Genomic DNA, 26,850 nt, shown 5'->3' with positions numbered 1-26,850 from the left:
AGCGTGGCCCGCTTTTACCAGCGGGCTTTTTCGTCCGTGTCGGCCGTTGATCAGAAAATATGATCGTCAACAGCCTATCGCCATTGCCATCGCCATATACTATTGACAAGCCTTTGTTGTCGCATTCGATTTTGTTACATGAAAAACAGCTTAACTGACTCAACTATTGCTATTCCCAAAACAGGTTCTACGCTCACTTTAGGTAAGAAGACCCTCCAGTTGAATCGCCCTGCCGTGGCGAGTACGTCTGCGCAACAGCCAGAGGCTGAACCGCAGACGAATCCAACGGAAACACAGGCGACTGAGGGAGGACAATCTTCTGCCGCCATTACGGTAATGATGAAACGTCGTTCCCGGATGCAACCGGTTGCGACTGAAGCGATTATTGCGCCTGCAAAAGCATTCACAGCTGAAGATATCGAGGCCATGAGTTCTATGCCTTTTGATTCCTCTGTTGAAGTTGCCCTTGTCGCCACGGACACAACAGCAATGTATGAGCAACCACAGTCGTCTGATATGGCGACAGATGCTGCTATTTGCGGCGCGGTTGAAGCAATAGCCGAACCACTTATCAAACCCGAAATAAAAACAGAAATTCGTGCGGATTTACGCGCAGAGTTGCAAACACTTTCTGGCGCAGACATCGCCAAGCCACGGGCCGCAGTGATCAGAAAAACTGCACCAAAAATGGCTAAAAAATTACTCCTGTCTGATCAGCAGTCTGCAAAACCAGCACCAACAACGATTAAACGCGAAGCACGTATTGGCTCGGGTAAATTTGCGCCTACAGCACCAGTGACTACGCTCAAGCCAATGGCACCAGCAATGCCAATCCGTGCTAACGCCATACCATCTGCAACGACGCCGGTGATGGCAACGCGGACCATATCTGGGGCAGCAACAGGCGTAATTACGTCGCCTTTGAGCGCGCCAGTCTCGCCTGTAGTATCAGCAAACGCCTTGCTCAGCAAAGAACTCAGCACACCAACTCACATTGCAGCGAAAAACGACACGTCAAATCAATCGATTAACAACATCACTGATATCGACACGTCTGGCTATCTGTTGCAAGGAAATAAAGAACCAGCGAAACGCGGACGCAAACCATCCGAATTTCAATTTGAAAATGATGAAATTCAAGCTCTCAATGCAGCTGAATCAGCAGAGCTAAAACGCGCAGCACGTGCAAAATCTAAAAAACCCGGTTCTTCCGTCACCAACGAAGAACAACTTGAACAATATCGCAAGCAGTTAACAAAGTTAATTAGCTTGGGCAAAGACCGCTCTTATCTTACGCACGCAGAAATTAATGATCATTTGCCTGAAGAGTTAGTCGACCAAGAAACAATTCAAGACGTCATTAGTACGCTCAATGACATGGGTATTGCAGTCTATGATCGTGCGCCCGATGCGGCGATGATGCTATTGACGGATAACGTAGCCACTGCGGTAAGTGACGATGAAGCAGAATCAGTGGCAGCTGCAGCGCTGGCAACGGTGGACTCTGATTTTGGTCGCACCACCGATCCAGTGCGGATGTACATGCGCGAGATGGGTGGCGTTGAGTTACTCACGCGCAGCGGTGAAATTGAAATTGCCAAACGCATCGAAGATGGCTTAAAAGACATGGTTCAAGCGATTTCTGCGTGCCCAGGCACCATCAAAGAAATCCTCGTCATTGCCGATAAAATTGCAAAAGACGAAGTTCGCATTGATGACATCGTTGACGGACTGATCAGCGCCGAAGATGGCGATACGGTTGCTTTGGCAATGACTGACAGCGAAGAAGACGACGATGACGATGACGAAGTCGTTGCTGATAGCGTTGGCGGCATCAGCGATGAACAGTTGATGCAACTAAAAACAGTCTGCCTGCAAAAATTGGCGATTGTGAGCAAGAATTTTGAGAAGATGCAGACTGCGCGCGAAGCGGGTGGCTATCAGTCCTCAGCATATGTCACCGCCCAGCAAGCGATTTCTGCCGAACTACAGGGAATGCGTTTTACTGTTAAAACAGCAGAAAAATTATGTGACACTCTGCGCAAGCAAATGAAAGAGCTACGTCAGACCGAAAAGCAAATGATGGAATTGCTGGTGAATAAGTGCGGGATGCCGCGCAGCTACTTTGTCGATATGCTACGCACTCACGCCACTAATCCAGCATGGCTAGAACATGAAATACAAGGCGCCCAGAGCTATGCTGCCATCTTGTCACGTCACATTCACGCAGCCCGTGAATTACAGCAAAAATTCATTCAACTAGAACTGCGCGTCGAATTGCCGTTAAGTGCCTTGCGCGATATTAACAAGCAAATGATCGCCGGTGAAAAACGCTCAAGCGAAGCGAAACGCGCCATGACAGAAGCTAACTTGCGTCTCGTCATTTCAATTGCAAAAAAATACGTCAACCGAGGATTGCAATTCTTAGATTTGATCCAAGAAGGCAATATAGGTCTGTTAAAAGCTGTCGATAAATTTGAATATCGCCGTGGATATAAATTCTCTACCTATGCAACATGGTGGATTCGTCAGGCGATCGCCCGTGCTATCGCAGATCAAGCGCGCACCATCCGCGTTCCTGTGCATATGATAGAAACGATTAACAAAATGAATCGCGTCCGTCGTCAGTTACTACAAGCAACAGGACTGGAACCAGAACCAGCAGCCATCGCTGAAAAAATGGGACTGCCTGAAGTGAAAGTACGCGAAATTCTCAAAATTGCTAAAGAACCTGTCTCTTTGGATGTACCTATCGGTGACGACGGCGACTCACAATTGGGTGATTTTATTGAAGACAGCATGACCATGTCTCCAATGGCGGCAGCAATGCAGGCATCTGTACAGCAAAAACTAAAAGAAGCCCTGGATTCTCTTAGCCCGCGCGAAGCCAAAGTATTACGCATGCGCTTCGGTCTAGAAACCACTAGTGAATTTACACTCGAAGAAGTCGGTAAACAATTTGAAGTAACGCGTGAGCGAATTCGTCAAATTGAAGCAAAAGCCATGAAAAAATTGCGTCACCCTGGTAAATCAGAGCATTTAAAGAGCTTAATGGAAAGCCAATAAGGTTTGCCATAAAAAGTAAAAAGCCACTCAGTTACTTAGCCTGAGTGGCTTTATTTTTGCTCAGACGGGACTGATCATGACAAATCCAGCTCACAAGCACTCCGGCGATTGAATTCATCCACACATCATCGACGTCTGCCGTGATATTCAGTACACCTTTTATTGCATCAAGAACGACAAGGCAAACGCCACCTGTTGCACGCGATCCTTAAGATTGCCCTCGATGAGCATATGCGGAATCTCTCGTTCCTCCAAAACCTCTAACAACTGTTCGTGTATTAATTGCCTTACCATCGGTGATTCACGTTGCAAACCATCTGCCTCCCAAGGAAAGTCTGGCGCCGTCACCAGCGTAAATGCGTATCGCTCTGCGTGCGCCGAGGATAGCTTGAGTAATTCAGTTTCTGCTACCTCAAAATAATGATGACTATATATCTCCGTCATTAATGGCGTTGTATCGCAAAATAACCATTCGATGGCATTCAGGCTTGCTTGTTCTTCCCGCTGCATTTGGGTCCTCGCGATCAAGAGTTGCTCATCGGCCTGGGGAACGCGCGCCTCAATCTGAACAAATTCACGTAGATACTCTGGGACCCACAACGTTTTGTAATGAGCTGCCAGTGCCTCAGCCAAGGCAGACTTACCCGAGGATTCTGCGCCAAGTATGGCGATTTTTTGCACCAGTCTCTCTGATGAATTATGATTTACTGCTGACATGCTTTACTCCAGGAACGCAAGCCCATTACGGCCATCACCACAAAAACAGCGTATAACAGTGCCGTTAACTGCAAATTTTTATACAAATATAAACCCACGTACAACACATCGACGATAATCCATATCGTCCAGTTTTCAAGTTTTTTTCTCGACAATAAGAATTGTCCCACTAGACTTCCGGCAGTTAAAAAACCGTCCGCATACGGCACATCGGTATCGGTGTATCTCTTCAGAAAAACAACCAGCGCCGCAAATAACGCGCCCCAGAGCACCATAAAAAAGATTTTCTGGCGCAACGACAACGACGTCACTTGTAATCGTTCATCTTCACTATTGCCCCGCCACCATTGCCACCATCCCCATATAGAAACAAGGATAAACATGCCTTGCAATCCCATATCACCATACAGCTTTGCATCAAAAAATACCGCAGCGTATAAGCCTGATGACACGATAGAGAATAACCATCCCCAATGAATCTGACGAATAGTTAATGCGACAGTAATCACTGCCAACAAGAATGAAATGAGTTCCAACAAATTCGTTGTCACTCCCAGAAATACAATAGCGTCGCTCATACATTTCCGTATTATTTTGAATGCCCGCATTATCAGCTAAAGTCACTTAAGTGTCATGTTTTGCTACAAAAATGCGTTTTTTCATTTTAAAAAAGAATCGTCCAGAGGTAAGCAGAATTTTCCTTTACACCTACTTCGGCAACCATCAATAACAGTAGAAAACCGTCCATTTTTAAAAAACATTCACTAAAGTTAAACAATTACAAACTATCGGTATACGCTACGACAAGCAAGAAAAATACAGTTAGAATTAGTTTCATGTAACTTTTCAAATAAAACGTCAAAGTCACATCTTGATTAAGTTATAGTCTTAACATAAGATAAAAAATGGTGCTATGGCAACTGAAAGCACGAGGGAGAAAACTGATGGAATATGAACACAGTAAAAGGCCCTGCTTAGATAAAAGCAACGTTGTTGCTATAAATGGTAAAACTATGTTGAGAATATACGCAAGTTCGACGACCCCGATATTTGGCAATTACTTCAATCAAGAAGATGGCTCTTCATCGTCGAATTCGGATGATATTATTGATTTTCTGGAAGAAGAAAATCAGAGTTTCTCTCCGAACGCGAAACTATATCCTTGGAAAATACTGATCACTGATGATGATGCCAATGTGCATGAAACAACCCTGCTTGCATTAAGCGGTGTTCGCATTCATGGCCGTCCGCTAGAGTTTTTGCACGCATACTCAGCCAAAGAAGCGAAGACGATTATTATTCAACACCCCGATCTGGCCTTGATTTTATTGGACGTCGTCATGGAAACGGTCGATGCAGGCCTGAAACTTGTCCAAGTCATCAGAGATGAGCTTGGTAGGGCAAACTTGAGAATTGTTTTAAGAACTGGTCAGCCGGGTTACGCACCGGAAGAACTCGTCAGCCATCAGTTAGCGATAGATGGCTACACGACAAAATCAAAATTGACTCGGTCACTGCTGATTTCCGTTCTCCATGACACGTTGGCAGAACCAGATCAAACACCGGGCTTACCAAACTAAGCCCAGTTACTCTACTTCGCTTCGTTGTCCAGATGCAAACAACTGAAGCCTGCTTCACGTTATTCAGCATCCGGTTGATTTGCTGGCATCGCTTTTACGAATGCCGGATGCTCAAGGCAGTTGCGGTTTATTTGCATCAGAAGAGGCATCGTCGACAAATCACAGTTGAATCGCTGCGCATTAGCAATCTGCGGAATCAAAAAACAATCAGCAAATCCGGGGGTGTCCCCAAAACAGTACTTTCCCGCGCACCCAAGTGCATTTAATTTCTGCTCAAGAACAGCCAGACCGGTCTCGCACCAATGACGATACCACGCATTTTTTTGCTCGTCTGTCACACCCAATGTCGTCGTCAGATATTTCAATACGCGTAAATTATTGAGTGGATGAATTTCACAAGCAACAGACAAGGCAAAAGCGCGGACCTCGGCACGTAAGGCATAATCTGCAGGCAGCAGCGGATACTGGGGGTATGCCTCGTCTAGATATTCAATAATAGCCATCGATTGCGTGAGCACTTTCGTCTCACCATCGGACGCATCAGACAATGCAGGGACGAGCGCCTCTGGATTGAGTGTCTTATAGGCTTCTGAGAGTTGCTCTCCACCGTTTTTTACCAAATGAATTGCGGTCTGCTCGTAATCAAGCCCCTTTAAATTCAACGCAATCCGGACGCGATACGATGCAGAACTTCTAAAATAGCTATACAGTTTCATTTCTATCCTTTTAACATTTAGAGCGACCAACAGATAAACTGACCTGCGCAGTACAATGGGGACAACCACTTCATTCTCTTCGCACAACTAGGTCAACTTCCTTTATCTGATGCGGATGACTTTCATCAGCTTATCGCTATTGTCAGCTGTCCAAGACCGTCGATTTCCGCCTCAAGGATATCTCCTTTTTGGACTGCGCCAACACCTTCGGGGGTCCCAGTAAAAATCAGATCTCCTGGCTGCAAGGCATAAAACTGCGATAGTTCAGAGATGATTTCATGGATATTCCAGGTCATCTTACTCAGTTGACTTTGCTGACGAACATCGCCATTGACCGTCAATTTAATGGAAGCCGATTGCAAGTCATTCATTGCAGCCGCTGGAACGATAGGACCAATCGGTGCTGAATGATCAAATCCCTTCGCCGTACACCAAGGACGGCCTTGCTCCTTGGATTGAGCCTGCAAATCACGACGTGTCATATCGAGACCAACGGCGTATCCCCAGATGTGCTGCTGCGCGTCTTGGACCGAAATATTCGCCCCCCCCTTACCAATGGCGACAACCAATTCCACTTCATGATGCAAATTACTTGTTTTTGAAGGGTATGGCATCTGTCCCACTGTTCCATTTGGAACCGCGTCGGCAGCATCGGCGGGTTTCATGAAAAAGAACGGTGCTTCACGTCCTGTGCCACCCATTTCTTTTGAGTGTTCCGCGTAATTGCGACCAACGCAATAAATTCTGTGCACCGGAAACAAAGCCGTTGATCCGATAACCGGGACTACCGGTGTCGCTGGTGCAGAAAAAATCAGTTCCATCACATCTCCCTAAAAGTTGAAAATTCAGTTGAACATTCGGCTGAATTTAACGTAGTCCTGCAAGACGGATATAATTAGAACTCACCTTGAGGACTGCTATGACACAAATAACTTGCCTTCATCCCGCCTATTTAATTCCCATAGAACCAGCTGCGACTGTGTTACACCAACATTCGCTGGTGATGCAAGATGAGAAAATCATCGCTATTTTGCCAGAATCTGAGGCAAGACAACGCTACATCGATGCAAATCATATTTCTCTTGATAATCATGCCCTGCTTCCAGGCTTTGTCAATCTTCACGCCCATTCGGCAATGAGCCTATTACGCGGACTTGCCGATGATCTGGCGCTGATGGACTGGCTTAACGACCATATTTGGCCCGCTGAAAAAAAACATGTCAACGATGACTTTGTTTTTGATGGGTCCGTCTATGCAATGGCAGAAATGCTGCGAGGCGGAACCACAACGGTCAACGATATGTATTTCCATAACGACGCCGTCGCTCGTGCCGGATTACATACTGGGATGCGGACCATCGTTGGTTGCAGCGTACTTGAATTCACTACTGGCTATGCTCAAAATGCCGATGAATACCTGAGTAAAGCCATCGAAGCAAAAAACGAATTCAACAACCAGACCGGCGTTGCGTTCAGGCTAGCACCTCATGCTCCCTATACAGTAGCAGATGAAACTTTCCGTAAGATTATCGCGCTCTCAGAGCAACACGATATGGGCATCCATTGTCATATTCATGAAACAGCCCAAGAGCTCAGTGATAGCCTCAAGCAATACGGAGTAAGGCCATTAAAGCGTCTACATAACCTCGGACTCCTCAGTAATCGCCTCATTGCAGCCCATATGGTGCATGCCAATGAGGAAGAAATCGTCACACTGGCACAAACTGGCGTACACATAGCACACAATCCGGCAAGTAATTTAAAACTAGCCTCCGGATTTGCCCCCATTCATGCAATGCAAACCGCTGGTGTGAATGTCGGCATCGGGACGGATGGAGCGGCCAGTAATAACAAACTGGATTTATTAGGTGATTTACGCATGGCGGCGCTGCTTGCTAAGGCACAATCGAACGATCCCACCGCGCTGAATGCACATGCAGCATTAAAGATGGCAACCTTATCCGGCGCACGCGCTTTGGGTATGGAAAATGAGATAGGCAGCCTGATTCCTGGGAAATATGCCGATTTGATCGCCATTGATTTAAGCGCTATCGAAACTCAGCCACTGTTTGATCCGGTCTCGCAAATCGTGTACGCCGCAAGCAGAAATCAGGTAAGTCACGTCTGGGTACATGGACAATGCCTGATGTTCAACCATGGCCTTACTCGCCTCGACGAGGAAGAACTCATCGGTAAAGCACATTGGTGGCAAGAACGCATTTCCACTCAAATTACACAATAGGAAATATCTGTACTGCAAGGCATAGTGTAAGATGTCTGGTTCGTTTTCTGAGCATTATCCGAACCACATCTTACCATCGCAAAAATGATAAAACGCCTTTCTGTCTATCTAGCCTTTGCACTCATCAGCAATCCGGTTTTCTCCGTAGAAAATCTTAGCACCGTCGCCGAACAAACCGGATACCAAAAAACAGGTCGCTACGAAGAAGTTGAAACGCTTTGTCGCAATTTCCAGAAAAATTATCCAAAGATCGTCCGTTGCCAGGAATTCGGCAGAACCGCCGAAGGACGCCCAATGATGGCCCTGATAGCGACACGCACAAACATTTTTGTTCCCTATTTAGCCAAAGACAAACAAGTTCCTGTGACGCTGATCCAAGGCGGAATTCATGCTGGTGAAATCGATGGCAAAGACGCAGGCTTTCTGGCATTAAAAGAGATTCTTAATAATACTGCTGCAAAAAATGCCTTAGATAAGCAGGTCTTTATCTTCGTCCCGGTATTCAACGTCGATGGGCACGAGCGATTTGCCAAATGGAATCGCCCAAATCAGCGCGGTCCTGAAGAAATGGGCTGGCGTACTACCGCACAGAATTTTAATTTAAACAGGGACTATCTCAAGGCTGATACGCCTGAAATGCAGGCAATGCTGAGGTTAATCAACCAATGGGATCCATTGGTTACCGTTGACTTGCACGTCACAGATGGTGCGAAATTTGAACACGATATCTCAATTCAGATTCAGCCATCGCAAGCAGGTGACGCCGTGTTACAGCAGGCTGGTAAGCAGTTCCAGCAGCATATCATCTCAGATCTAGCTGTCCAAGGATCAATGCCGCTCCCTTTTTACATGGCGTTTGACAAGGAAGACGATCCCATGTCTGGCTTCGTGGATCGTGTTCCTTCACCGCGCTTATTGCATGGCTATTTTCAGCTAAGAAATCGCTTCGGCATTCTGGTCGAAACACACTCATGGAAAAACTACGCAACGCGTGTCCGCATTACCAGAAATACGATTATTTTAGTCTTAGATCAGATCACTCAACATGGTGCTGAGTGGCGCAAACAGGCCTTGGAAGCCGATATGCGGTCGGTAAACCTCGCCGGACAGATCATCCCACTGACCTACAAAACCACAGACAAATATCAGATGATCGATTTTCATGGTTATGCCTACACGAGAAAACCATCGGAGATCTCAGGTGCGCTAGTGACGCGCTACGATGAAACAACACCCCAGATTTGGAAAGTCAAACTCCGAGATGAAATCGTACCGGACCAGACCCTCAAATTGCCACAAGGTGGCTATCTGGTACCTGCGGCGTACGCGCGATTTGTCATTGAAAAGCTACGCGTTCACGGCGTCCAGTTTGAGTCGATAACAATGCCGTTGAGTGATATCGAAGTGGAAAGGTTTAACACAAATAGCGCGGTGATATCACCCACATCTGACGAGAGTCATCAGATGCTAAAGCTTCGGGGCGACTGGATCAACAGTCACTATTCATTTGGCAAGGGGGCTTTATTCATCCCTATCGCTCAACCAAAGGCTGCAATGATTGCAGCGATGTTCGAACCTGCATCACCCGACTCTCTGGTGAGCTGGGGATTTTTCAATAATAACTTTGAGAAAAAAGAATACCTAGAAGCGTATGTCGCTGAGGATGTTGCACTTGAACAACTATCGGCAGATCCGGCACTAAAGCAGGCTTTTGAAAAAAAACTCAAAGAAAACAAAGCGTTCGCTAGCAATCCTGAAGCTCGACTAGAATTTTTTGCCCGCCGTCACTCGTCCTGGGATCAGGAATATCAACAATATCCTGTCTATAGAACAAATATCGGACCAAAGTAATATATTTACCCTTGTCTTGAAATTATTGCACGTAAAAAAAGCCGCTCTGAATAGATTGGCTTTTTTTCATCCAATCTCATTAATTCGCAATCAAGGGGTCCCCTAATTACCGACAAGACTCGCAGCGATATTAATCGAAAACCCAAGCACTGCAACGTTAAAGAAAAAACTGAGTACGGACTGTGCCAACACTGTTTTACGCGCACTGCGCGACATCACAGCCACATCAGAGGTCTGGGCCGCCACTGCGATAGTGAAAGAGAAATACAAAAAATCCCAAAAATCGGGCGTCTGCTCATTATCTGGGAATTGCAATGCACGATTGCTTTCCGGCGAACGATAAAACAGCAACGCATAATGAAAACAAAACACAACAGCGACCAAAAACCAAGACCCAAGCACAGTCATTCCGGTAAATAAATATTTAAAGGCACGAATATCAGCAGATAAACCCTTGGTACCGGATAACTCGACGACAATAGCACCAATACTGATGATCGCTGAAAGAGAAATCAACACTAATACCGTCACCGCATTCCGGTCCTCCCTGACCGCCATCGCTTTAACGCGGTGTTTGTTGGCACGCGCCATCAACCATCCCATCAGCAATAAATAACCCCAGACCGCAATGTCCCACGCAAACAAGGCACGTGTGGTCCATAACCATGTCCCTGGTAAAAAAAAGAGACATACAAACGCCATAGCAAAAGCCGATACAAGGCGTGGGCGATGAAGCATGAAATTCTTTGTGGAGGGCATCGTTTATATAAAAGAAGAGATTGAAAAAACATCAAAAACAGACCAACACATTAAACAGCAAAATAGGTATCACTGCTTCCTTTGATAAGAAAAAAATGACAGCCCAGATCAAGTTAAGCAAGGCTTAAGCAGTGACAAAAAGGCACTAATTCAGTCTAATCAGACATACCGTTACGCCGAGACATCAGAGCACAAGAATCACATCAGACGATCAAGCAATCAGGCACACGGCAACGATGTTATCGTAGTTGCATTGCCATATTTTTTCATTTTTGCGATTTATATAATAGGATTTGCTATTATATGTTCACTAAAGGAAATACCTTGAATCAATGACCTAGGCGCATCTCATTAGCGGTCACCTTCATGTCGTCAAGAGTACATTCGCTCAAGTGCTGATCAAGATCGGGAAATACCACTCAATTGGAGTAATGAGGTATGAGCAAAGATAGTCACTACCTGCCGCTGACTAAAGTCACTGAAGGAATGGTACTCGCTGAAAATCTGCTCGACAAAGTCGGTCATATTTTGCTTCCCGTCGGAACAACCCTGACCACATCGATGCTCAACGCTATTACACATCACCAAGTGTATCAATTATGCGTCCAAATGGACGACGCTGATGCGCAAGAAGTAAAAAAAGAACAACTGGAGAAATTAGCGCGGGTTGAACGTTTATTTCGCTCGCAAGCTGGTAAAGAACCCGCAAGTACGCTAAAGCAATACCTGATTCATTATCGGGAGGGGCAAATACAATGAGCATGGATGACGACCATCGTTCGCAACTTGACGCGATTATCAGGCACATTAAAGATTTACCTACCTTGCCTGAAGTCGCGCAGGAGCTTCTTATCGAACTTGACAACGAAGACAGCAGTCTGGAATCGATCAGTGAAAAAATCGCGATGGATCATGCTCTCACCGCCAAAGTTCTGAAACTGGCCAATTCATCGCATTTTGGTTTTAATTCGCGTGTTGTGACGATTCAACAGGCTGCCGCCTTGCTAGGCGTTCAAAATATCAAAAATCTGATCCGTATGACGATTATGATTAATCGTTTTCCGATATCGCATTGCGCAAATTTTGATTTCCGCGGATTCTGGCGACATAGCATTGCTACGGCAAACTGTGCTGAGATTATTTCTCGCGCGCTGCATATGAAACATGATTTCGCGTTTACTGCAGGTTTGCTTCATGATATCGGTAGATTAGTGTTGGTCACGTATTACCCGCTTGAATATGCTGAAGTAATCAACTACAAAAACCTTAACGATTGTGAGTTAATTGCAGCGGAACGACATATCATGCAAATCGACCATATTGATGCTGGCCTGATCTTAGCGCAACAATGGCATTTTGCTGAGGCAGTCAAAGACGCAATCAAAGGGCATCATGATCCGGATATCAAGGGTATCCATGCTCTTGCCCCAGTTGTACACGTTGCGAATGCGATCGTACATGCTTTGGACATTGCGCAAGAAGAAAATGAGCTCGTTCCCTTGCTGTCTGAGCACGCTTGGGATACGCTTGGACTCAACGAGGAAGAGTACGTCGCCATTTTCAAAGAAACTGAAATGCGCTTTGAAGCTTTGAACCAAATTCTCATTTGAACACACGTTGAACATGTACCTGGATAAAACAATTTTGGAACAACTGATGGTTTTCAAGGATACACATTATCATATTGAAGACATTCATTTATTTCGCGACGTTGATCATGCAAACGTCCTATCAGGGCGCGAAATCATCAAAGACTGCCCTGTCGTTAAAGCTACAAAAGGGCAAGTTGTCCTTGATGCCAATAGTTCTGGCTCTCGTCTTTTTATCGTACTGCGGGGTACACTTGGCATCACTAAACTCAACGACGATAACAATCATATTGAAAATGCAATCACCCAGTATTTACCGGGAGAATGCGTTGGCGAAATTTCAGTATTAGACGAAGAAATTCATTCAGCCACGATTTGTGCATTGTCTGATAGTGAGTTATTGGTCATTGAAGCCGAAATAATGTGGCGTCTTATCGATGAACTCAATGGCGTAGCACGTAATCTACTGCAGCTTTTATCATTCCGAATTCGCGCTGCTAACGCTCAGATCCGTAGCCGCCAAAAAGTTGGTGAATTCTATCGTCAGTTATCGATGGTCGATGGACTGACAGGATTACATAATCGCGCTTGGCTCAATGCACAGTTACCAGGACTGGTGGAGAATGCCCATGCAACCGGAAACCCGCTAAGCATCATCATGGTCGACCTTGATCACTTTAAACGATTTAATGATGAATTTGGACATCTACTTGGTGATGATGCTTTACAGACGTCAGCAAAAGTATTGAACGCAGGTTTACGTCCAACCGATTTTGCCGCACGTTACGGCGGTGAAGAGATGATGGTAATTTTACCCGGCACCACTCTCAAAGCGGCACTTGGCGTTGCACAGCGCTTGTGTTCAAAACTCGCCAAGACCAGAGTTTTTGCGGACAATCAAAGACCAATGCCGCACATTACAGGATCGTTCGGAGTCGCGAGTTTGGCGATCGGTCAGGATAGCGCGCAGTTAATTAATTCGGCTGATATTGCCTTATATAAGGCAAAAAACGCGGGACGTAATCAGGTTGCATCTTAAAAATGATACCAATATCAGCGTACTCGATGCGGTAAGCTCCATATCAAATTTCAACTGTTTATCGGTCAATAAAAAAGCGTAACATCAGTGCGATGTTACGCTTTTTTATATCAGCATTCACTGCCTGATTCAAGCGACTGAATTGACTGAATTGACTCATCATCTGCGCCAATTCAGTCGGCTTGCTACATGGGATTACTGGTAGTCTGAGAGTGGGACGCAAGAACAGAACAGATTGCGGTCTCCATACACGTTATCAGCTCGGCCAACTGGTGCCCAGTACTTCTGATGACGCAACGTGGCAACTGGATAAGCACCAGTCTCACGGCTATAGGAACGTGCCCATTCACCAGAGATCAGTGTTTCAATCGTGTGTGGTGCATGTTTGAGTGGGTTATCCTTAGGATCAAACTCACCACTGGCCACTTTCGCGATCTCTTCACGGATGGCAATCATCGCGTCAATGAAGCGATCGAGTTCAGCCAGCGATTCACTTTCTGTTGGCTCGATCATCAAGGTACCAGGAACCGGGAAACTCATCGTCGGTGCATGGAAACCAAAGTCGATCAGACGTTTTGCCACGTCTTCATTGCTGATACCTGTCGCGTCGGTCAATGGGCGCAGATCCAGAATACATTCATGGGCCACGAGTCCGTCATGACCTGCGTACAACACTGGGTAGTGTGGCGCAAGGCGTTTAGCGATGTAGTTCGCTGCGAGAATTGCTGTTTCTGTCGCTGCCTTCAAACCTTCAGCACCCATCATTGCGATGTACATCCAAGAGATCGGCAGAATACTTGCAGAACCGAATGGTGCAGCACTCACGGCAGAAATACCATCTTCGCTACGCAGATAGCCAGTGGACTTCTGATTCGGCAAGAATTTGGCCAGATGCGCACCAACTGCAACAGGACCAACGCCTGGGCCGCCACCGCCATGAGGAATACAGAACGTTTTGTGCAAGTTCAGATGGCTGACGTCACCGCCGAAATGACCTGGCGCAGCAACACCAACCAGCGCGTTCATGTTCGCGCCGTCAACATATACCTGACCACCATGGCTATGTACGATTTCACATAGCTGTTGAATGCCTTCTTCAAACACACCGTGTGTCGAAGGATAAGTCACCATCACCGCCGCCAGACTAGCGCTGTGTTTTTCTGCTTTTGCTTGCAGATCAACCAGATCCACGTTACCACGTTCGTCACAAGCAACAACGACAACTTCCATACCAACCATGGCTGCAGAGGCTGGATTTGTACCGTGTGCAGAAGATGGGATGAGGCAGATGTTACGATGTGCTTCGCCACGTGAAGCGTGGTAAGCCTGGATCACTAGCAAACCAGCATACTCACCTTGTGACCCTGCATTAGGTTGCAATGAGACCGCTGCATAACCTGTAGCCGCGCATAACATCGCTTCCAGTTGATCGATCATTTCGCGATAACCAACGGTCTGATCATTTGGTGCAAACGGGTGAATATTGGAGAATTCAGGCCATGTCACCGGAATCATTTCGCTCGTTGCATTCAATTTCATGGTGCAAGAACCGAGCGGGATCATGCTGCGATCCAACGCGAGATCTTTATCAGACAAACTACGCAGGTAACGCAGCATTTCATGCTCTGCGTGGTAGCGATTGAATGTTGGGTGGGTCAGGAATTCGCTAGTACGAACCAGTGCTGCCGGAATCGCATCAGGGCCATTGCTGACGACTGCTTCGATTGCATTGAAATCTGGTGTCGCTTTTCCCAAAGCAAAGATAGTCCACAGGTTGCTGACGTCGTCGCGGCTGACTGTTTCGTCCAGAGAGACGCCCACTTGCGTGGCGCTGATCTGACGCAGGTTATAACCTTTTGCAACAGCTCCAGCATGCACTGCCGTTGCATCAGCGACGTTGACTGTCAATGTATCGAAGTAAGTGCTGTTAGCCACTGTCAGGCCGACCTCTTTCAGACCTGCAGCCAGGATGCCTGTGAAACGCTGAACGCGTTGTGCAATCTGACGCAAACCTTTTGGACCGTGGTACACCGCATACATGGATGCGATCACGGCCAGCAATACCTGTGCTGTACAGATATTAGAGGTCGCTTTTTCGCGGCGGATATGTTGTTCGCGGGTTTGCAATGCCAGACGATATGCCTGTTTGCCCTGCGCATCGATGGTCACGCCGACGAGACGGCCTGGCATACTACGCTTGAATGCATCGCGTGTGGACATGTAACCTGCGTGAGGACCACCAAAGCCGAGAGGCACACCAAAACGCTGACTATTACCAACAACTACGTCGGCGCCCCACTCACCTGGTGGCGTAATCAACGTCAATGCCAGCAAATCAGCAGCGGCGATCACCATACCGCCTTTGGCGTGGATCGCAGCGGCGTATTCGCGGTAATCACGGATTTCACCATCAACACTTGGGTATTGCAGCAATACACCAAAACATTCATTTTCTAAGGCATCTTTACCATGGCAAGTGCGGACTTCGATACCCAGTGGTTTTGCACGGGTTGCAATCACTTCACGCGTTTGCGGCAGAATGTCTGCGGCAACATAGAACACGTTGGAATTGGACTTACCGACGCGCTGCAACAAGGTCATCGCTTCAGCAGCGGCTGTACCTTCGTCGAGCATGGACGCATTCGCGATATCCATGCCTGTCAGGTCAGTAATCATCGTCTGGAAATTCAGAATCGCCTCCAGACGGCCTTGTGAAATTTCAGGCTGATACGGTGTGTAAGCAGTGTACCAGGCTGGGTTTTCAAACACGTTACGCAGAACCACACCCGGCGTCAATGTGTTGTAGTAACCCTGACCGATAAAGGATTTCAGTACGCGATTTTTACCGGCTAATTCTTTGAGTTGCGCTAACGCAGCTTGTTCAGATTTTGGGGCAGTAAAACTTGCCAATGGCAACACATCGTGACGACGGATATTTTCGGGAACAATCGCATCGATCAATGCGGTACGGTTTGCGTAGCCAAGCACTTCCAGCATCTTTGCCTGTTCGGCATCGGATGGCGCAATATGGCGGGCGATGAAAGCGTCGTGCGCTTCCAGTTGGTGTAAAGAAGGACGGGTCATGATTTAGGCAGACAGAGGAGATGGGGAAAACAGCATGCAACAGCACACCGGCGGACGTACCGCCAGTGCCACGTTCAGCGCAGATTAGCCAATATTTTTTGCGTAAGCTTCAGCATTCATCAATGCATCTACGTCAGCGATGTTTGCTGGCTTCAGTTTAAATAACCAGGCAGCAAAGGCGTCGTCATTGATAGATTCTGGTGCATCGCCCAATGCGTCGTTAACTGCAACCACTTCACCAGACACTGGTGCGTAGATATCGCCAGCTGCTTTCACTGATTCCACTACAGCGCAGTCTTTACCAGCAGCCAACGCGGTGCCAACTTTTGGTAAATCAACGAAAACGATATCGCCCAATGCATCTTGTGCGAACTCAGTGATGCCAACGGTAATCGTGCCATCGGCTTCAACGCGTACCCATTCGTGGGAGGAGGTGTATTTCAATTCTGCTGGTACATTCATGGTGGACTCCAAATAATAAGATGATTTAATAAATTGTTTAATTCGTGAACTGATGCAGCTTTAAGAGTCGAACTTAAGCAACCAATACTTTACCGTGACGAACGAATGGCAGTTTGACGACAGTCGCAGCCAGTTGTTTGTCTCGGATGACGACTTGCACCGTATCACCGATGGCTACGCCCATAGGCAAACGTGCCAGCGCAATGGCTTGTTGCATACTCGGGCTGAAGGTGCCACTTGTGATTTCACCTTCCCCCTGCGCCGTAATAATTTTTTGATGTGCACGCAGGATACCGCCTTTTTCGCGCAAAATTAAGCCCAAGAATTGCGCTTGCTGACCTTGTTCTTGCAGTGCTTTCTTACCAACGAAATCACGCTCACTAACCAGATCGATAGTCCAGGCGAGGCCTGCGTCGAGTGGGTTGATTGTTTCGTCCATATCCTGGCCGTACAAATTCATGCCTGCTTCTAAGCGTAAGGTATCGCGTGCGCCGAGACCCGCTGGTTTAACGCCTGCCGCTGCGAGTGCATTCCACAATTCTGTCACGCGTTGAGCAGCAACTGCGATCTCAAAACCATCTTCACCAGTGTAGCCAGTACGTGCCACCATCACTTCACCAAACGAAGTATCAGCAACAATAACGGCATTGAATGGCTTGATTTCTGCGCTGGCAGCTTTGGTTTCTGGTAACACTTCCCATGCTTTTGCACGTGCGTTTGGACCTTGAACTGCCACGAGTGCAAATGCATTCGCGCCGTCGCGACGTTGAGTGATGGTCAGACCACTATTGGTTTCTACATTGCGGGCGTTCATCCATGCCACGTCTTTGTCTGCAGTACCCGCATTAACGACCAGGCGGAACCAGTTTTCGCTGAAGAAGTAAATGATCAGATCATCGATCACTGTGCCTTCTGGTTTGAGCATGCAGGAATATAATGCTTTGCCTGGTACTTGTAACTTATCGACATTGTTTGCGACCAGCCCACGCAGAAAACTACGTACATTGTCGCCATGTAAATCAACCACGCACATGTGGGAAACGTCAAACATGCCGCAATCAGTACGCACCGCATGATGTTCTTCGATTTGGGAACCGTAGTTGACTGGCATATCCCAACCGCCAAAATCGACCATTTTTGCGCCAGCCGCACGATGGGCTGCGTTGAGAGGAGTTGCCTTGAGTGGTGTCGCTTGCGTCATGTGAACCTCATTACCAAAATAGAAGGGACGAACAAACACACGCTGATGGACGATGTCCATCGCATGCGAAAATCGCATACCCCTCTGTCCTGGTACCTGAGAGATTACGAGAGCAACATCAGCTTGCTGCTGACATTGCCATCTCGTGCGCACCTTCGGTGGGTAGTTCGACATATCCGCCGCTACCACTCTCCAGAGTGTGGGGCGTAATTAACACCCCGTTGACCGGTCCTTTTGCCTGAGAGTTTTTGGGTATTAGCCCCTTCGGCGACAGTATTTACTTCACAATCTCTGTTCAAGACGTTGGGATTGATTTCAATATTGTGCTCTCCCGATCAAGTAGCGCGATTATATAAGGCTTGAATGAGCTTGGATATATTCAACACCAAATAATTACCAAAAACATTGCTTTATACACAATAAATTGCCATTAATATAACGACACTTATTGCGACTGCAACAACAAATGCTCGCGCGCATGCGAGTCCACATCGGCCTTTTCAGTATGTTCGTTCACATAAACACCAGCGGCAAACAACTTAGCTTGATCATTGTAATGCGCATCAAACAAGACGCCACTCTGCCCAACAGGGTTGATGCCAAGCGCTTTCGTCGTGTCAGCAAAATCAATTAAACGCCGCGTCGACGGTCCATAGCCCACCGCCCAAGGGGCTGGACCGATAGGCCCAGACAGATTATTTGGCACTTCGCGCCCACCAGGGACAGAAAAAGGACCGATATTGAAGAGTTTATCGAGCGGTTGTTGCTGCCCAAGAGGATGGCGGTGCGTCAGCGTATGCGCGCGTCCCCATTGCCACTGTGCCGTATCATTGCCAAAAGTCTGACGCAGATGTGCAAGGCTGTCATCCCATGCACCAGCTAACATCGCTTGTCGCGCATCGAATTTAGCTTCAGTAGATGTACCCCACCATATCGATTGCTGATCGTCCAGCAGTCGTGGAAGTGCGAAATCCAGCGTCCGCGTTCTAAGTAAATTCTGGAACTGCACATCACCAAGCCGTGAAGCCATGGTGTTATGAGCGAGCTGATAGATTAACTGTGAGAACAATGTCGGCGCGATGGAGTTTGTCTGATAGTTACCATCCCATTTCGTCAGAATGTCCAAGAGGCGTTTATCTTCTGGCGTCGTCAATACTTGAGTTAATATCGGCAGCATTGGTTTCAGTACGCGCGCGGCATAGCCTGTCTGCACATCGAGCTGCAGCGCTTGCGAGTTTTTGGTATCCCATTTGATACCAGACTGACTCAATAACTGCACCAGTCGCTGCCCACGGTCATACAAATTGTAGTAACCGGGAATCGCCACACCGGTTGGCGATACAGGCTGAAAATTGGCTGACACGATAAACCCACGCGAAGGATTTTCTTCATGCGGATTATCGGCAAAATCATAAAATTCAGACTTATCCGCATCAGCCGAAGTACCATCAAGAATAAAGGCTGGATTGATATTGGCAGGTCGTTTCACCAACTTAGCAGCAGCCCACCAGGCAATATCACCTTTGGCATTCGCCCAGACGACATTGAGTCCTGGCGCGGAAATTTTGCTTGCGGCATTGCGCGCTTTAGAGAGCGTATCTGCCCGATTAAGTTCATAAAAAGCATCGAGCACGGGATTATCTGTTTCAAGGAATGCCCACCACATGGCAATTGGCGCATCACCGTAATTATCTTTAAATGCGTCGGTGATGATTGGGCCGTGCGGTGATCGACGTAAAACCAACTTGACGGGTGCGGCCCCTTTTACCTGAATCAGTTCCTCACGGCTGGTCAGATCAACCCACTGGTTATGCACCCAGACCTGATTGGCATTTTGCGGATTGACTTTCTCAGCGACAAGATCGATATCATCGTTCTGAAACATCGTCAGACTCCATCCAAAACTCTGGTTATGTCCCAGCAACGCCATTGGATTTAAGACCTGAAAATGACCATACAACTCAAAATCTGGCGCTGACAATTGCGCCTCATACCAGACCGCAGGTGCTGAATAGGCGATGTGCGGATCACCAGCTAACAAAGGTTTTCCGCTGGCGGTATGCGTGCCCGAAACCACCCATGCGTTACTCCCTTCGAGCTGTGGAATTGCCAGTTCTTCGATGCCAGCCTGACTCAGTTGCGCAATCTTGTCGAGCTTCATCCAGTCATTACTAGCTAACGCAGGGCCGCTTTGCACGACGCCTTGCGAATGCCAATCAAGATCAAAAATCTTCAGATAATCTGCACCCAGCTTATCGCGGATGGCAGTCAATGCTGGTTCGGTCCGGAAGGCTGCTGCAAAGCTGTAAGCCATGTAACCGGAGACCGCAATGGTGTCTTCTACTGTGAATGGACGCTTGGGTATGTGTAAGAGATCAAATTCTAATGGCGCAGGATGGGTGGCCTGGAATTGATTAATACCATCGAGGTAGGCAATCAGCGCCTGACTAGAGGCTGAATTTTTATTCATTGTGAGTGCATAATGACTGGCAAAATCACGCAAGCCAAGAGTGCGAAATAAACGGTCCATGTCAATTAACTTAGGACCTAAAATTTCCGCCAACTCACCGCCAGCCAAGCGCCGCACCATTTCCATCTGAAATAAGCGATCCTGCGCATGAACATAACCCAGCGTCCGGTACAAGTCCGCCTGATTCTGGGCTTGAATATGTGGCACGCCGCGTTCGTCGTAGGTTACCTGAACCGATGCCGAGAGTCCGTTCAGGCTGACAGTCCCATCACGCTGTACTTTTTTGGTATGCAAATACCAGCCTAACGCCAAAAAAACCAGAATCACCAATACCAGCAGTGCAATTGCACTCCGCTTCAGAAGTCGTTTCATCATTCAGCTTTCGTTTCAGGGACACAAAGATTCTACACTTAGCATTATTGTCTCCGCCTATAGTAAATGTAATTTCACCGACATCACTATAAAAAAATACGCTAACGTTGCATCTGAGTGATTTTAGGCAGAAAATTTTTTAATTATCACTATTACATCTCTCTATCTACACCGCCAATCATCAAAAAATCGATATTTTCTAATCACATGATGAAATCAAGACATACTATCGGTCCAAACAAAGACTCGTCAGCGTATGCAATACGTTACATCGCAGTCTGAGAGATAATAGGACCTGAAGTTGAATTTTTCGTATTTAGCATCAGTTGCACTAAAGAATTAACGAATAGTCTTATCCCGATCCTGCAAGACTCACTTTGAAATACATGAGCACAACGACCTCCCCTGAAAATTCCAGCCAACGAAGCAGTTTGAATACGCTTAAAGGTCTACTACCGTTTTTAAGCCCCTATAAAAAACAGTTCTTTTTGGCAGGCATCGCCCTATTAATCGCTGCAGGCGCAACGTTAGCCATTCCCGCTGCGTTCAAACAGATGATAGACCTAGGTTTTGGTGGTGCTGGGGCACATAGTATCAAGCACGTTGACCTGACTTTCCTGGCGCTGTTCGGCGTGGCGACCGTACTAGGCATTTCTACTGCTGCGCGGTTTTATATGGTGTCGTGGTTAGGTGAACGAGTGACGGCAGATATTCGTAGCAAAGTCTACTCGCACGTTGTGACGCAGAGTCCACAGTTTTTTGAGACGACACAGACGGGCGAAGTGCTCTCGCGATTAACCACGGATACCACTCTGATACAAACGGTGGTTGGCACCAGCATCTCTATGGCACTACGCAATGTCCTGCTGTTTATTGGTGGCTTAGTCATGCTATTTTTTACCAGCATCAAATTAAGCTCGATCATCATCGTCCTGCTTGCGCTAGTCGTGTTGCCTATCGTGATTTTCGGACGCCGGGTTCGCAAGCTTTCGCGTGACTCACAGGACAAAATTGCCGATGCCTCTGCGATCGCTGGTGAAATTTTAAATGCCATGCCGACGGTGCAGGCATTTACCCATGAACACATTGAAGCTCAGCGCTTTTCAGGCTCTGTCGAAAATGCGTTTCAGACTGCGATGAGTAGAATCCGCGCGCGATCCTTACTAACTATGCTTGCGATTTTGCTTGTATTCGGTGCCATTGTTTTTGTTCTCTGGCTCGGTGCTCACGCTGTGATTGAGGGCACAATGAGCGGAGGTGAGCTTGGACAATTTATTTTATATGCATCCCTCGTTGCTGGAGCGTTGGGAGCCTTATCCGAAGTCATGGGCGACGCACAACGTGCCGCAGGTGCAACCGAACGCCTCTTAGATTTAATGGCCGTTGAATCACCAATCCAAAATCCATTATACCCAAGAACCTTACCAGATCTTTCTACCAGCAATCAGACTGGAGCTACGCTCAGCTTGAGTGATATCAGCTTTAACTACCCATCGCGACCAAACAGTAACGCGATTTCTAATTTAAATTTATACATTACCGCTGGTGAAACAGTCGCCATTGTTGGCTCTTCTGGTGCTGGTAAAACGACGCTGTTTCAGTTGCTGCTGCGCTTCTACGACCCGCAACACGGCAAGATAGAACTGAACGGCATCAATATTCGGGATTTACAACTCGTCGATCTACGTAATGCCGTCGGCGTTGTGCCACAAGAAACGATCATCTTTTCAGCCAACGCCATGGAAAATATTCGCTATGGCAAAGCAGATGCGAGTGATGCAGAGGTCATCGCAGCAGCAAAAATGGCAGCAGCTCACGAGTTTATTGAAAAACTACCAGAGGGTTATCAATCATTCCTGGGCGAGCGTGGTGTACGACTCTCCGGTGGTCAGCGTCAGCGGATTGCCATCGCTCGTGCTCTACTTAAAAATCCCCCATTGCTTCTGCTTGATGAGGCAACCAGCGCGTTAGATGCGGAATCAGAGCGACTGGTACAAGGCGCACTGGAAGTAGCGATGCAAAACCGCACCACGCTCATCATTGCGCATCGATTAGCAACGGTGCAGCGTGCTGACAGAATTATTGTCATGGATCAAGGAGCGATCGTCGAAAGCGGTACGCATCATTCTCTCGTAGAACTTGGCGGCGTCTATGCAACGCTTGCAGCCTTGCAATTTAATTTGCATCAAGACGTAGATTAACCCTCTTTTTCCTCTTCATTTTCTTTAAATCAAGAGGAAAAGAGTGCGCTATTACGCCATTACTCTAAAAAAATGTCAGGCAGAATACATTTCTCTGATGTCATCCAAATGACATTTCCCTTGACGTGACATTCCGCACTTGCGTACACTCTCACGATCTTGCATTCTATATCGACGATGGTCGATGAGCACATCATCTTGCCTATGAAACGATTACGACGCCCCATTCAACTTGCTGTCCTGTCCGCGCTACTCATAGGGACGCTGCCGCAATACAGTTACGCAGACACGCCATCAATGCTTGCACTCACAAAAACACCTGTGTTTAGCGACGCCAAAGGTCTCACCACTAGCAACACCAGCAACACCAGCAATACCCCCAACACCAATCTGACAACAGAAATTCCAAATTTCACGTACAGCAACAAAGAGATTGATTTGTGGGAACGCGTGCGTGCTGGATATGCGATCCCTGATCTTGACAATAAACTGGTCAACAATCAATTAACTTGGTACAGCACAAGGACAGATTACATCCTCCGTACGGTGCAGCGCGGATCGCGCTATCTTTATCATGTCGTCGAAGAGCTGGAAAAACGCGGCATGCCCACAGAGCTCGCACTTTTACCATTCATTGAATCGGCCTTTAACCCACAGGCAATTTCCACGACCAAAGCAACAGGTATGTGGCAGTTTATGGCAGCGACCGGCAAAGACTTCAATCTTAAACAAAATATGTTTAAGGATGACCGGCGCGGCGTATTGGATTCGACTGATGCGGCATTGAATTATCTAGAACGCCTACATGGAATGTTTGGTGACTGGCAACTGACACTGGCAGCCTACAACTGGGGCGAAGGTTCCGTTCAGCGAGCCATTAAGAAACAACAAGCGCTTGGATTGCCAATTGATTTTGACAGCATGTCCGCGCTGATGCCAGCAGAAACAAGAAATTATCTACCCAAGTTACAAGCAGTCAAAAATATTATCGCTCATCCAGAGCAATTTAATATTGCACTGCCAAAGCTCGAAAATCAACCGTATTTCGTTACTGTTGATAAAACACGTGACATTGACGTTAGGGTCGCTGCACAGTTGGCCGAGCTATCATTGGATGAATTTAATGCGTTGAATCCGCAATTTAATCGACCAGTTATTACCGGCAATAGTCATACCAAGATCTTGTTACCTACAGATAATGCCGCTCTTTTCAAAGAGAATCTGAGTAAATGGCAAGGCCCACTTTCTAGCTGGTCTACGATGTCCGTTCAGAAAACAGAGAAAGTAGAGAGTCTGGCATCGAAGTTAGGTGTTAAACCTGACTTACTGCGCAACGTGAACCTGATACCTGCAAAAATGTTGGTCAAAGCAGGGTCAACGATCTTGGTTCCGAAGTCCGACAAAAGTGCCAACAACGATATCGCACCAGAGTTGGCTGATAAGGCACAATTAGTAATTGAAAAGGCGGCCACAACCCATCAGATCAGCTACAAAGTCGGAAAACGCGACAACATCAACTCGATTGCGAAACGTTATCAAGTCAGTGTTGCGGATCTGCGTAGCTGGAACAATCTGAAACACGATTCAGTATCAAGTGGACAAACCTTGCATTTGCAAGTCCCTATCACGCACAAAAGTGGCCATACTACGGTTGCAACGCACACCAAAGCCTCATCACACAATACGTCATCACGTACGCTAGTTGCACACGTTAAGACCGCCAAGAAACGGCATGGATAAGTAAGTATTCATAGGTAAGCAAGCGGTATCACACCCTAAATTGGAATAAAAAAAGGGGAGGCAAATAAATGCCTCCCCTTTTCTATTTAGTGTCATTTCTAAGTCAGTCCATACAACACTCACTCTTCTCCACAGTATCTCAGTCAATTGAGATCAACTGAGACGCCTGGGGCGGATGGGTGTCAGAATAAGGAAGATCGCCTATTACTTACCAGACTGATTAGCGTAAATGATCCAATAGCGCGCCAAATCTGCAGTCCCATCATTACCTTGAACTGTTTTCAGCGTTTTAATCGCCACAGCTTTTTTACCTGCTTGCAATTGAGCAATGCCCAGATGCAATTTAGCGTCATCCGCATGTTTCAGGTTATCTTTCTTGATACCGTCTTCCATCATTGCCAGACCTTGGTCAAATTTGCCTGCTGTTACGTTGGCGTAACCGATATTGAGCAAACCTGTACCGTCTTTGCTTTGCTGCGCTTCAACTTGCGCTGCTGCGAGACCTTTATCTGCTTCAGCTTGTGCTTTAGTCGCCATATCCCGCAAACGTTTATGACGATCAGCATCGGCACCAGCACCCAACGCACCAGCTTTGTAGCCTGCGTCAATGATCTTCGTCGCTTCTGCCGGAAAACCAGCCTGGATTGCCATCAATGAAGAATCCATAAAGTCAGACGTCTTTGTCACTTGGCCTAAAGCAATCTTTAGGCGGTACAGATCAAGCTTCAAACGCTCAGAGTAACCTGGTTTACGTTCGATATTGTTGAGCAAGTTAACCCAGTATTCTTTCTTATTATAGTAAGAAACCATTTTTTCCAGCGCACTGGAATAGCCTGCCATGTCTTTTTGTTTCAATGCCGCATTAGCATAAAACTCTAAATTGGACAAACTTGGGGCACGCCCTGCTTTCTCATCAGCGGCCATATCAGCCATGACTTCCTTGAGTGCTTTTGAGCTATCGCCACCTTGATTCATCGCCTGAATCATGTAGGGACGCAAGGACTGATCAGTACCACCATCAGCAAAGTAACGGTTATACCAAGTTGCTGCTTTCGAATAATTACCCGCTTTGTAGTAAGCGTTAGCCAACACCTGAATCATTTGCAATTGATCTTTAGATGGCAACTTGCCTGCAGAAACAATCGCTTCAGCAGAACGAATAACCGCATCGTTATCGCCAGCAGCGGAGGCGATTGACAAACGCATACGCTCAATAGTAAAGCTTTCATTCGCTGTTTTACCGCCGACAGCGTCAGCTTCGTGAATTTTCGCCAAAGCGTCTTTATATTTCTTCGCTTTATATAACTCACCTGCAGACTGAACAATACGGCCAATTTCCGGGCGCATTGCTTCTTCTGCATGGGCAGTATTAGCAGCAATGTTAGTTAATTCAGGCGCGGCAGCAAAGCCAATCGCTGCAACCAATACAGCGATACGAGACAAGCGAAGTTGCTTCATATGTTGATCTCTCAATCAATAAATTTAATAAACTCAAAAACCACGCCCCTCTCTTGGCATAGAAGGCACTGATTTCTGCAAATATGAAAAAAGGCAGGGATCACCCTGCCAGTTTTCAATCATACATCAAGACTTAAACATGGAAGTGCTCAAATCACAATAAATGTAAAGATCACTTCAAGAACTGCTCGTTACCCACCATACCGATTTTGGTCACACCCAGACGCTGGGCTGAGGCCATTACAGCGGCAACAGATTTGTAAGGCACAACTGCATTTGGACGCAGGTGAACCTCTGGCTGGT

At 46.9% G+C, this 26,850-nt stretch carries 20 protein-coding genes and 2 riboswitches; of the genes, 9 read left to right on the top strand and 11 right to left on the bottom strand.

Annotation, left to right across the window (positions count from 1 at the left end; genetic code table 11):
* Window positions 1–138 precede the first annotated feature (138 nt).
* Window positions 139–3,066 (top strand): RNA polymerase sigma factor RpoD, encoded by a 2,928-nt coding sequence (rpoD, locus tag ACO0KV_RS16300; protein ID WP_423043892.1) that lies wholly within the window; start codon window positions 139–141, stop codon window positions 3,064–3,066.
* Between the two features lie 159 nt (window positions 3,067–3,225).
* Here rpoD and ACO0KV_RS16295 read toward each other — a convergent pair whose 3' ends face one another.
* Both ACO0KV_RS16295 and pnuC read right to left on the bottom strand, forming a co-directional pair.
* On the bottom strand, window positions 3,226–3,783 hold the full coding sequence (locus tag ACO0KV_RS16295; RefSeq protein WP_423043890.1) for an AAA family ATPase: 558 nt from the start codon (window positions 3,781–3,783) through the stop codon (window positions 3,226–3,228).
* The gene (pnuC, locus tag ACO0KV_RS16290; RefSeq protein WP_423043888.1) at window positions 3,771–4,361 is read right to left on the bottom strand and encodes a nicotinamide riboside transporter PnuC; all 591 of its coding nucleotides are present in this window, start codon (window positions 4,359–4,361) and stop codon (window positions 3,771–3,773) included. Before pnuC ends, ACO0KV_RS16295 begins: the two co-directional genes overlap by 13 nt.
* 366 nt (window positions 4,362–4,727) lie before the next feature.
* On the opposite strand from pnuC, the gene ACO0KV_RS16285 reads away from it, so the two are divergent.
* The gene (locus ACO0KV_RS16285; RefSeq protein ID WP_423043886.1) at window positions 4,728–5,363 is read left to right on the top strand and encodes a response regulator; all 636 of its coding nucleotides are present in this window, start codon (window positions 4,728–4,730) and stop codon (window positions 5,361–5,363) included.
* Between the two features lie 59 nt (window positions 5,364–5,422).
* Here ACO0KV_RS16285 and maiA read toward each other — a convergent pair whose 3' ends face one another.
* Window positions 5,423–6,079: a maleylacetoacetate isomerase gene (gene maiA, locus ACO0KV_RS16280; protein WP_423043884.1), complete on the bottom strand. Its 657-nt coding sequence runs from the start codon at window positions 6,077–6,079 to the stop codon at window positions 5,423–5,425.
* Between the two features lie 125 nt (window positions 6,080–6,204).
* A complete protein-coding gene (locus ACO0KV_RS16275) occupies window positions 6,205–6,900 on the bottom strand; it encodes a fumarylacetoacetate hydrolase family protein (RefSeq protein WP_423043882.1) in 696 nt (231 codons plus the stop codon).
* Between the two features lie 98 nt (window positions 6,901–6,998).
* Here ACO0KV_RS16275 and ACO0KV_RS16270 point away from each other — a divergent pair, with 98 nt between their 5' ends.
* Window positions 6,999–8,321 carry a TRZ/ATZ family hydrolase gene (locus ACO0KV_RS16270; RefSeq protein ID WP_423043880.1) on the top strand — a complete coding sequence of 441 codons (1,323 nt, stop codon included), beginning with the start codon at window positions 6,999–7,001 and terminating at the stop codon, window positions 8,319–8,321.
* 84 nt (window positions 8,322–8,405) lie between these two features.
* Window positions 8,406–10,172, top strand: coding sequence for a M14 family zinc carboxypeptidase (locus ACO0KV_RS16265; RefSeq protein ID WP_423043878.1), 1,767 nt, complete (start codon window positions 8,406–8,408; stop codon window positions 10,170–10,172).
* Between the two features lie 102 nt (window positions 10,173–10,274).
* On the opposite strand, the gene ACO0KV_RS16260 is transcribed toward ACO0KV_RS16265, so the two are convergent.
* The gene (locus tag ACO0KV_RS16260) at window positions 10,275–10,910 is read right to left on the bottom strand and encodes a DUF1345 domain-containing protein (RefSeq protein ID WP_423043877.1); all 636 of its coding nucleotides are present in this window, start codon (window positions 10,908–10,910) and stop codon (window positions 10,275–10,277) included.
* 459 nt (window positions 10,911–11,369) lie between these two features.
* Between ACO0KV_RS16260 and ACO0KV_RS16255 the strand changes: the two genes are divergently transcribed.
* The 3 genes from ACO0KV_RS16255 to ACO0KV_RS16245 are packed head-to-tail and all read left to right on the top strand — an operon-like array spanning window position 11,370 to window position 13,559.
* Complete coding sequence (locus tag ACO0KV_RS16255) at window positions 11,370–11,690, top strand: hypothetical protein (protein WP_423043875.1); 321 nt, start codon at window positions 11,370–11,372, stop codon at window positions 11,688–11,690.
* Window positions 11,687–12,541, top strand: a complete 855-nt coding sequence (locus tag ACO0KV_RS16250) for an HDOD domain-containing protein (RefSeq protein ID WP_423043873.1) — start codon at window positions 11,687–11,689, stop codon at window positions 12,539–12,541. Before ACO0KV_RS16255 ends, ACO0KV_RS16250 begins: the two co-directional genes overlap by 4 nt.
* A 46-nt stretch (window positions 12,542–12,587) precedes the next feature.
* Entirely contained in the window at window positions 12,588–13,559 is a 972-nt protein-coding gene (locus ACO0KV_RS16245) for a diguanylate cyclase (RefSeq protein ID WP_423043871.1), read from the top strand.
* Window positions 13,560–13,754: 195 nt separating this feature from the next.
* Here ACO0KV_RS16245 and gcvP read toward each other — a convergent pair whose 3' ends face one another.
* The 4 genes from gcvP to ACO0KV_RS16225 all read right to left on the bottom strand — a co-directional run bounded on the left by gcvP (window position 13,755) and on the right by ACO0KV_RS16225 (window position 21,151).
* Window positions 13,755–16,643 carry an aminomethyl-transferring glycine dehydrogenase gene (gcvP, locus tag ACO0KV_RS16240; protein ID WP_423043869.1) on the bottom strand — a complete coding sequence of 963 codons (2,889 nt, stop codon included), beginning with the start codon at window positions 16,641–16,643 and terminating at the stop codon, window positions 13,755–13,757.
* Window positions 16,644–16,727: 84 nt separating this feature from the next.
* A complete protein-coding gene (gene gcvH, locus ACO0KV_RS16235) occupies window positions 16,728–17,105 on the bottom strand; it encodes a glycine cleavage system protein GcvH (RefSeq protein WP_423043867.1) in 378 nt (125 codons plus the stop codon).
* A gap of 73 nt (window positions 17,106–17,178) precedes the next feature.
* Complete coding sequence (gene gcvT, locus ACO0KV_RS16230) at window positions 17,179–18,306, bottom strand: glycine cleavage system aminomethyltransferase GcvT (protein ID WP_423043907.1); 1,128 nt, start codon at window positions 18,304–18,306, stop codon at window positions 17,179–17,181.
* A 74-nt stretch (window positions 18,307–18,380) separates the two neighbouring features.
* A riboswitch (glycine riboswitch) is annotated at window positions 18,381–18,512 on the bottom strand.
* A gap of 10 nt (window positions 18,513–18,522) precedes the next feature.
* A riboswitch (glycine riboswitch) is annotated at window positions 18,523–18,650 on the bottom strand.
* 101 nt (window positions 18,651–18,751) lie between these two features.
* Window positions 18,752–21,151, bottom strand: coding sequence for a penicillin acylase family protein (locus tag ACO0KV_RS16225; protein ID WP_423043865.1), 2,400 nt, complete (start codon window positions 21,149–21,151; stop codon window positions 18,752–18,754).
* A 383-nt stretch (window positions 21,152–21,534) separates the two neighbouring features.
* On the opposite strand from ACO0KV_RS16225, the gene ACO0KV_RS16220 reads away from it, so the two are divergent.
* Together ACO0KV_RS16220 and ACO0KV_RS16215 are read left to right on the top strand one after the other, a co-directional pair.
* Window positions 21,535–23,349, top strand: a complete 1,815-nt coding sequence (locus tag ACO0KV_RS16220) for an ABC transporter transmembrane domain-containing protein (RefSeq protein ID WP_423043863.1) — start codon at window positions 21,535–21,537, stop codon at window positions 23,347–23,349.
* Between the two features lie 204 nt (window positions 23,350–23,553).
* Window positions 23,554–25,089: a transglycosylase SLT domain-containing protein gene (locus ACO0KV_RS16215; protein ID WP_423043861.1), complete on the top strand. Its 1,536-nt coding sequence runs from the start codon at window positions 23,554–23,556 to the stop codon at window positions 25,087–25,089.
* A 204-nt stretch (window positions 25,090–25,293) separates the two neighbouring features.
* On the opposite strand, the gene ACO0KV_RS16210 is transcribed toward ACO0KV_RS16215, so the two are convergent.
* Together ACO0KV_RS16210 and ACO0KV_RS16205 are read right to left on the bottom strand one after the other, a co-directional pair.
* Window positions 25,294–26,547 carry a hypothetical protein gene (locus ACO0KV_RS16210; RefSeq protein WP_423043859.1) on the bottom strand — a complete coding sequence of 418 codons (1,254 nt, stop codon included), beginning with the start codon at window positions 26,545–26,547 and terminating at the stop codon, window positions 25,294–25,296.
* Window positions 26,548–26,719: 172 nt separating this feature from the next.
* On the bottom strand, window positions 26,720–26,850 hold a 131-nt coding region (locus ACO0KV_RS16205; protein WP_370527135.1), incomplete at its 5' end, for an ExbD/TolR family protein.

The sequence above is a fragment of the Undibacterium sp. RuRC25W genome (genome assembly GCF_049339825.1).
GTDB lineage: Bacteria > Pseudomonadota > Gammaproteobacteria > Burkholderiales > Burkholderiaceae_D > Undibacterium.
This window is presented reverse-complemented; position numbering and strand designations above follow the sequence as displayed.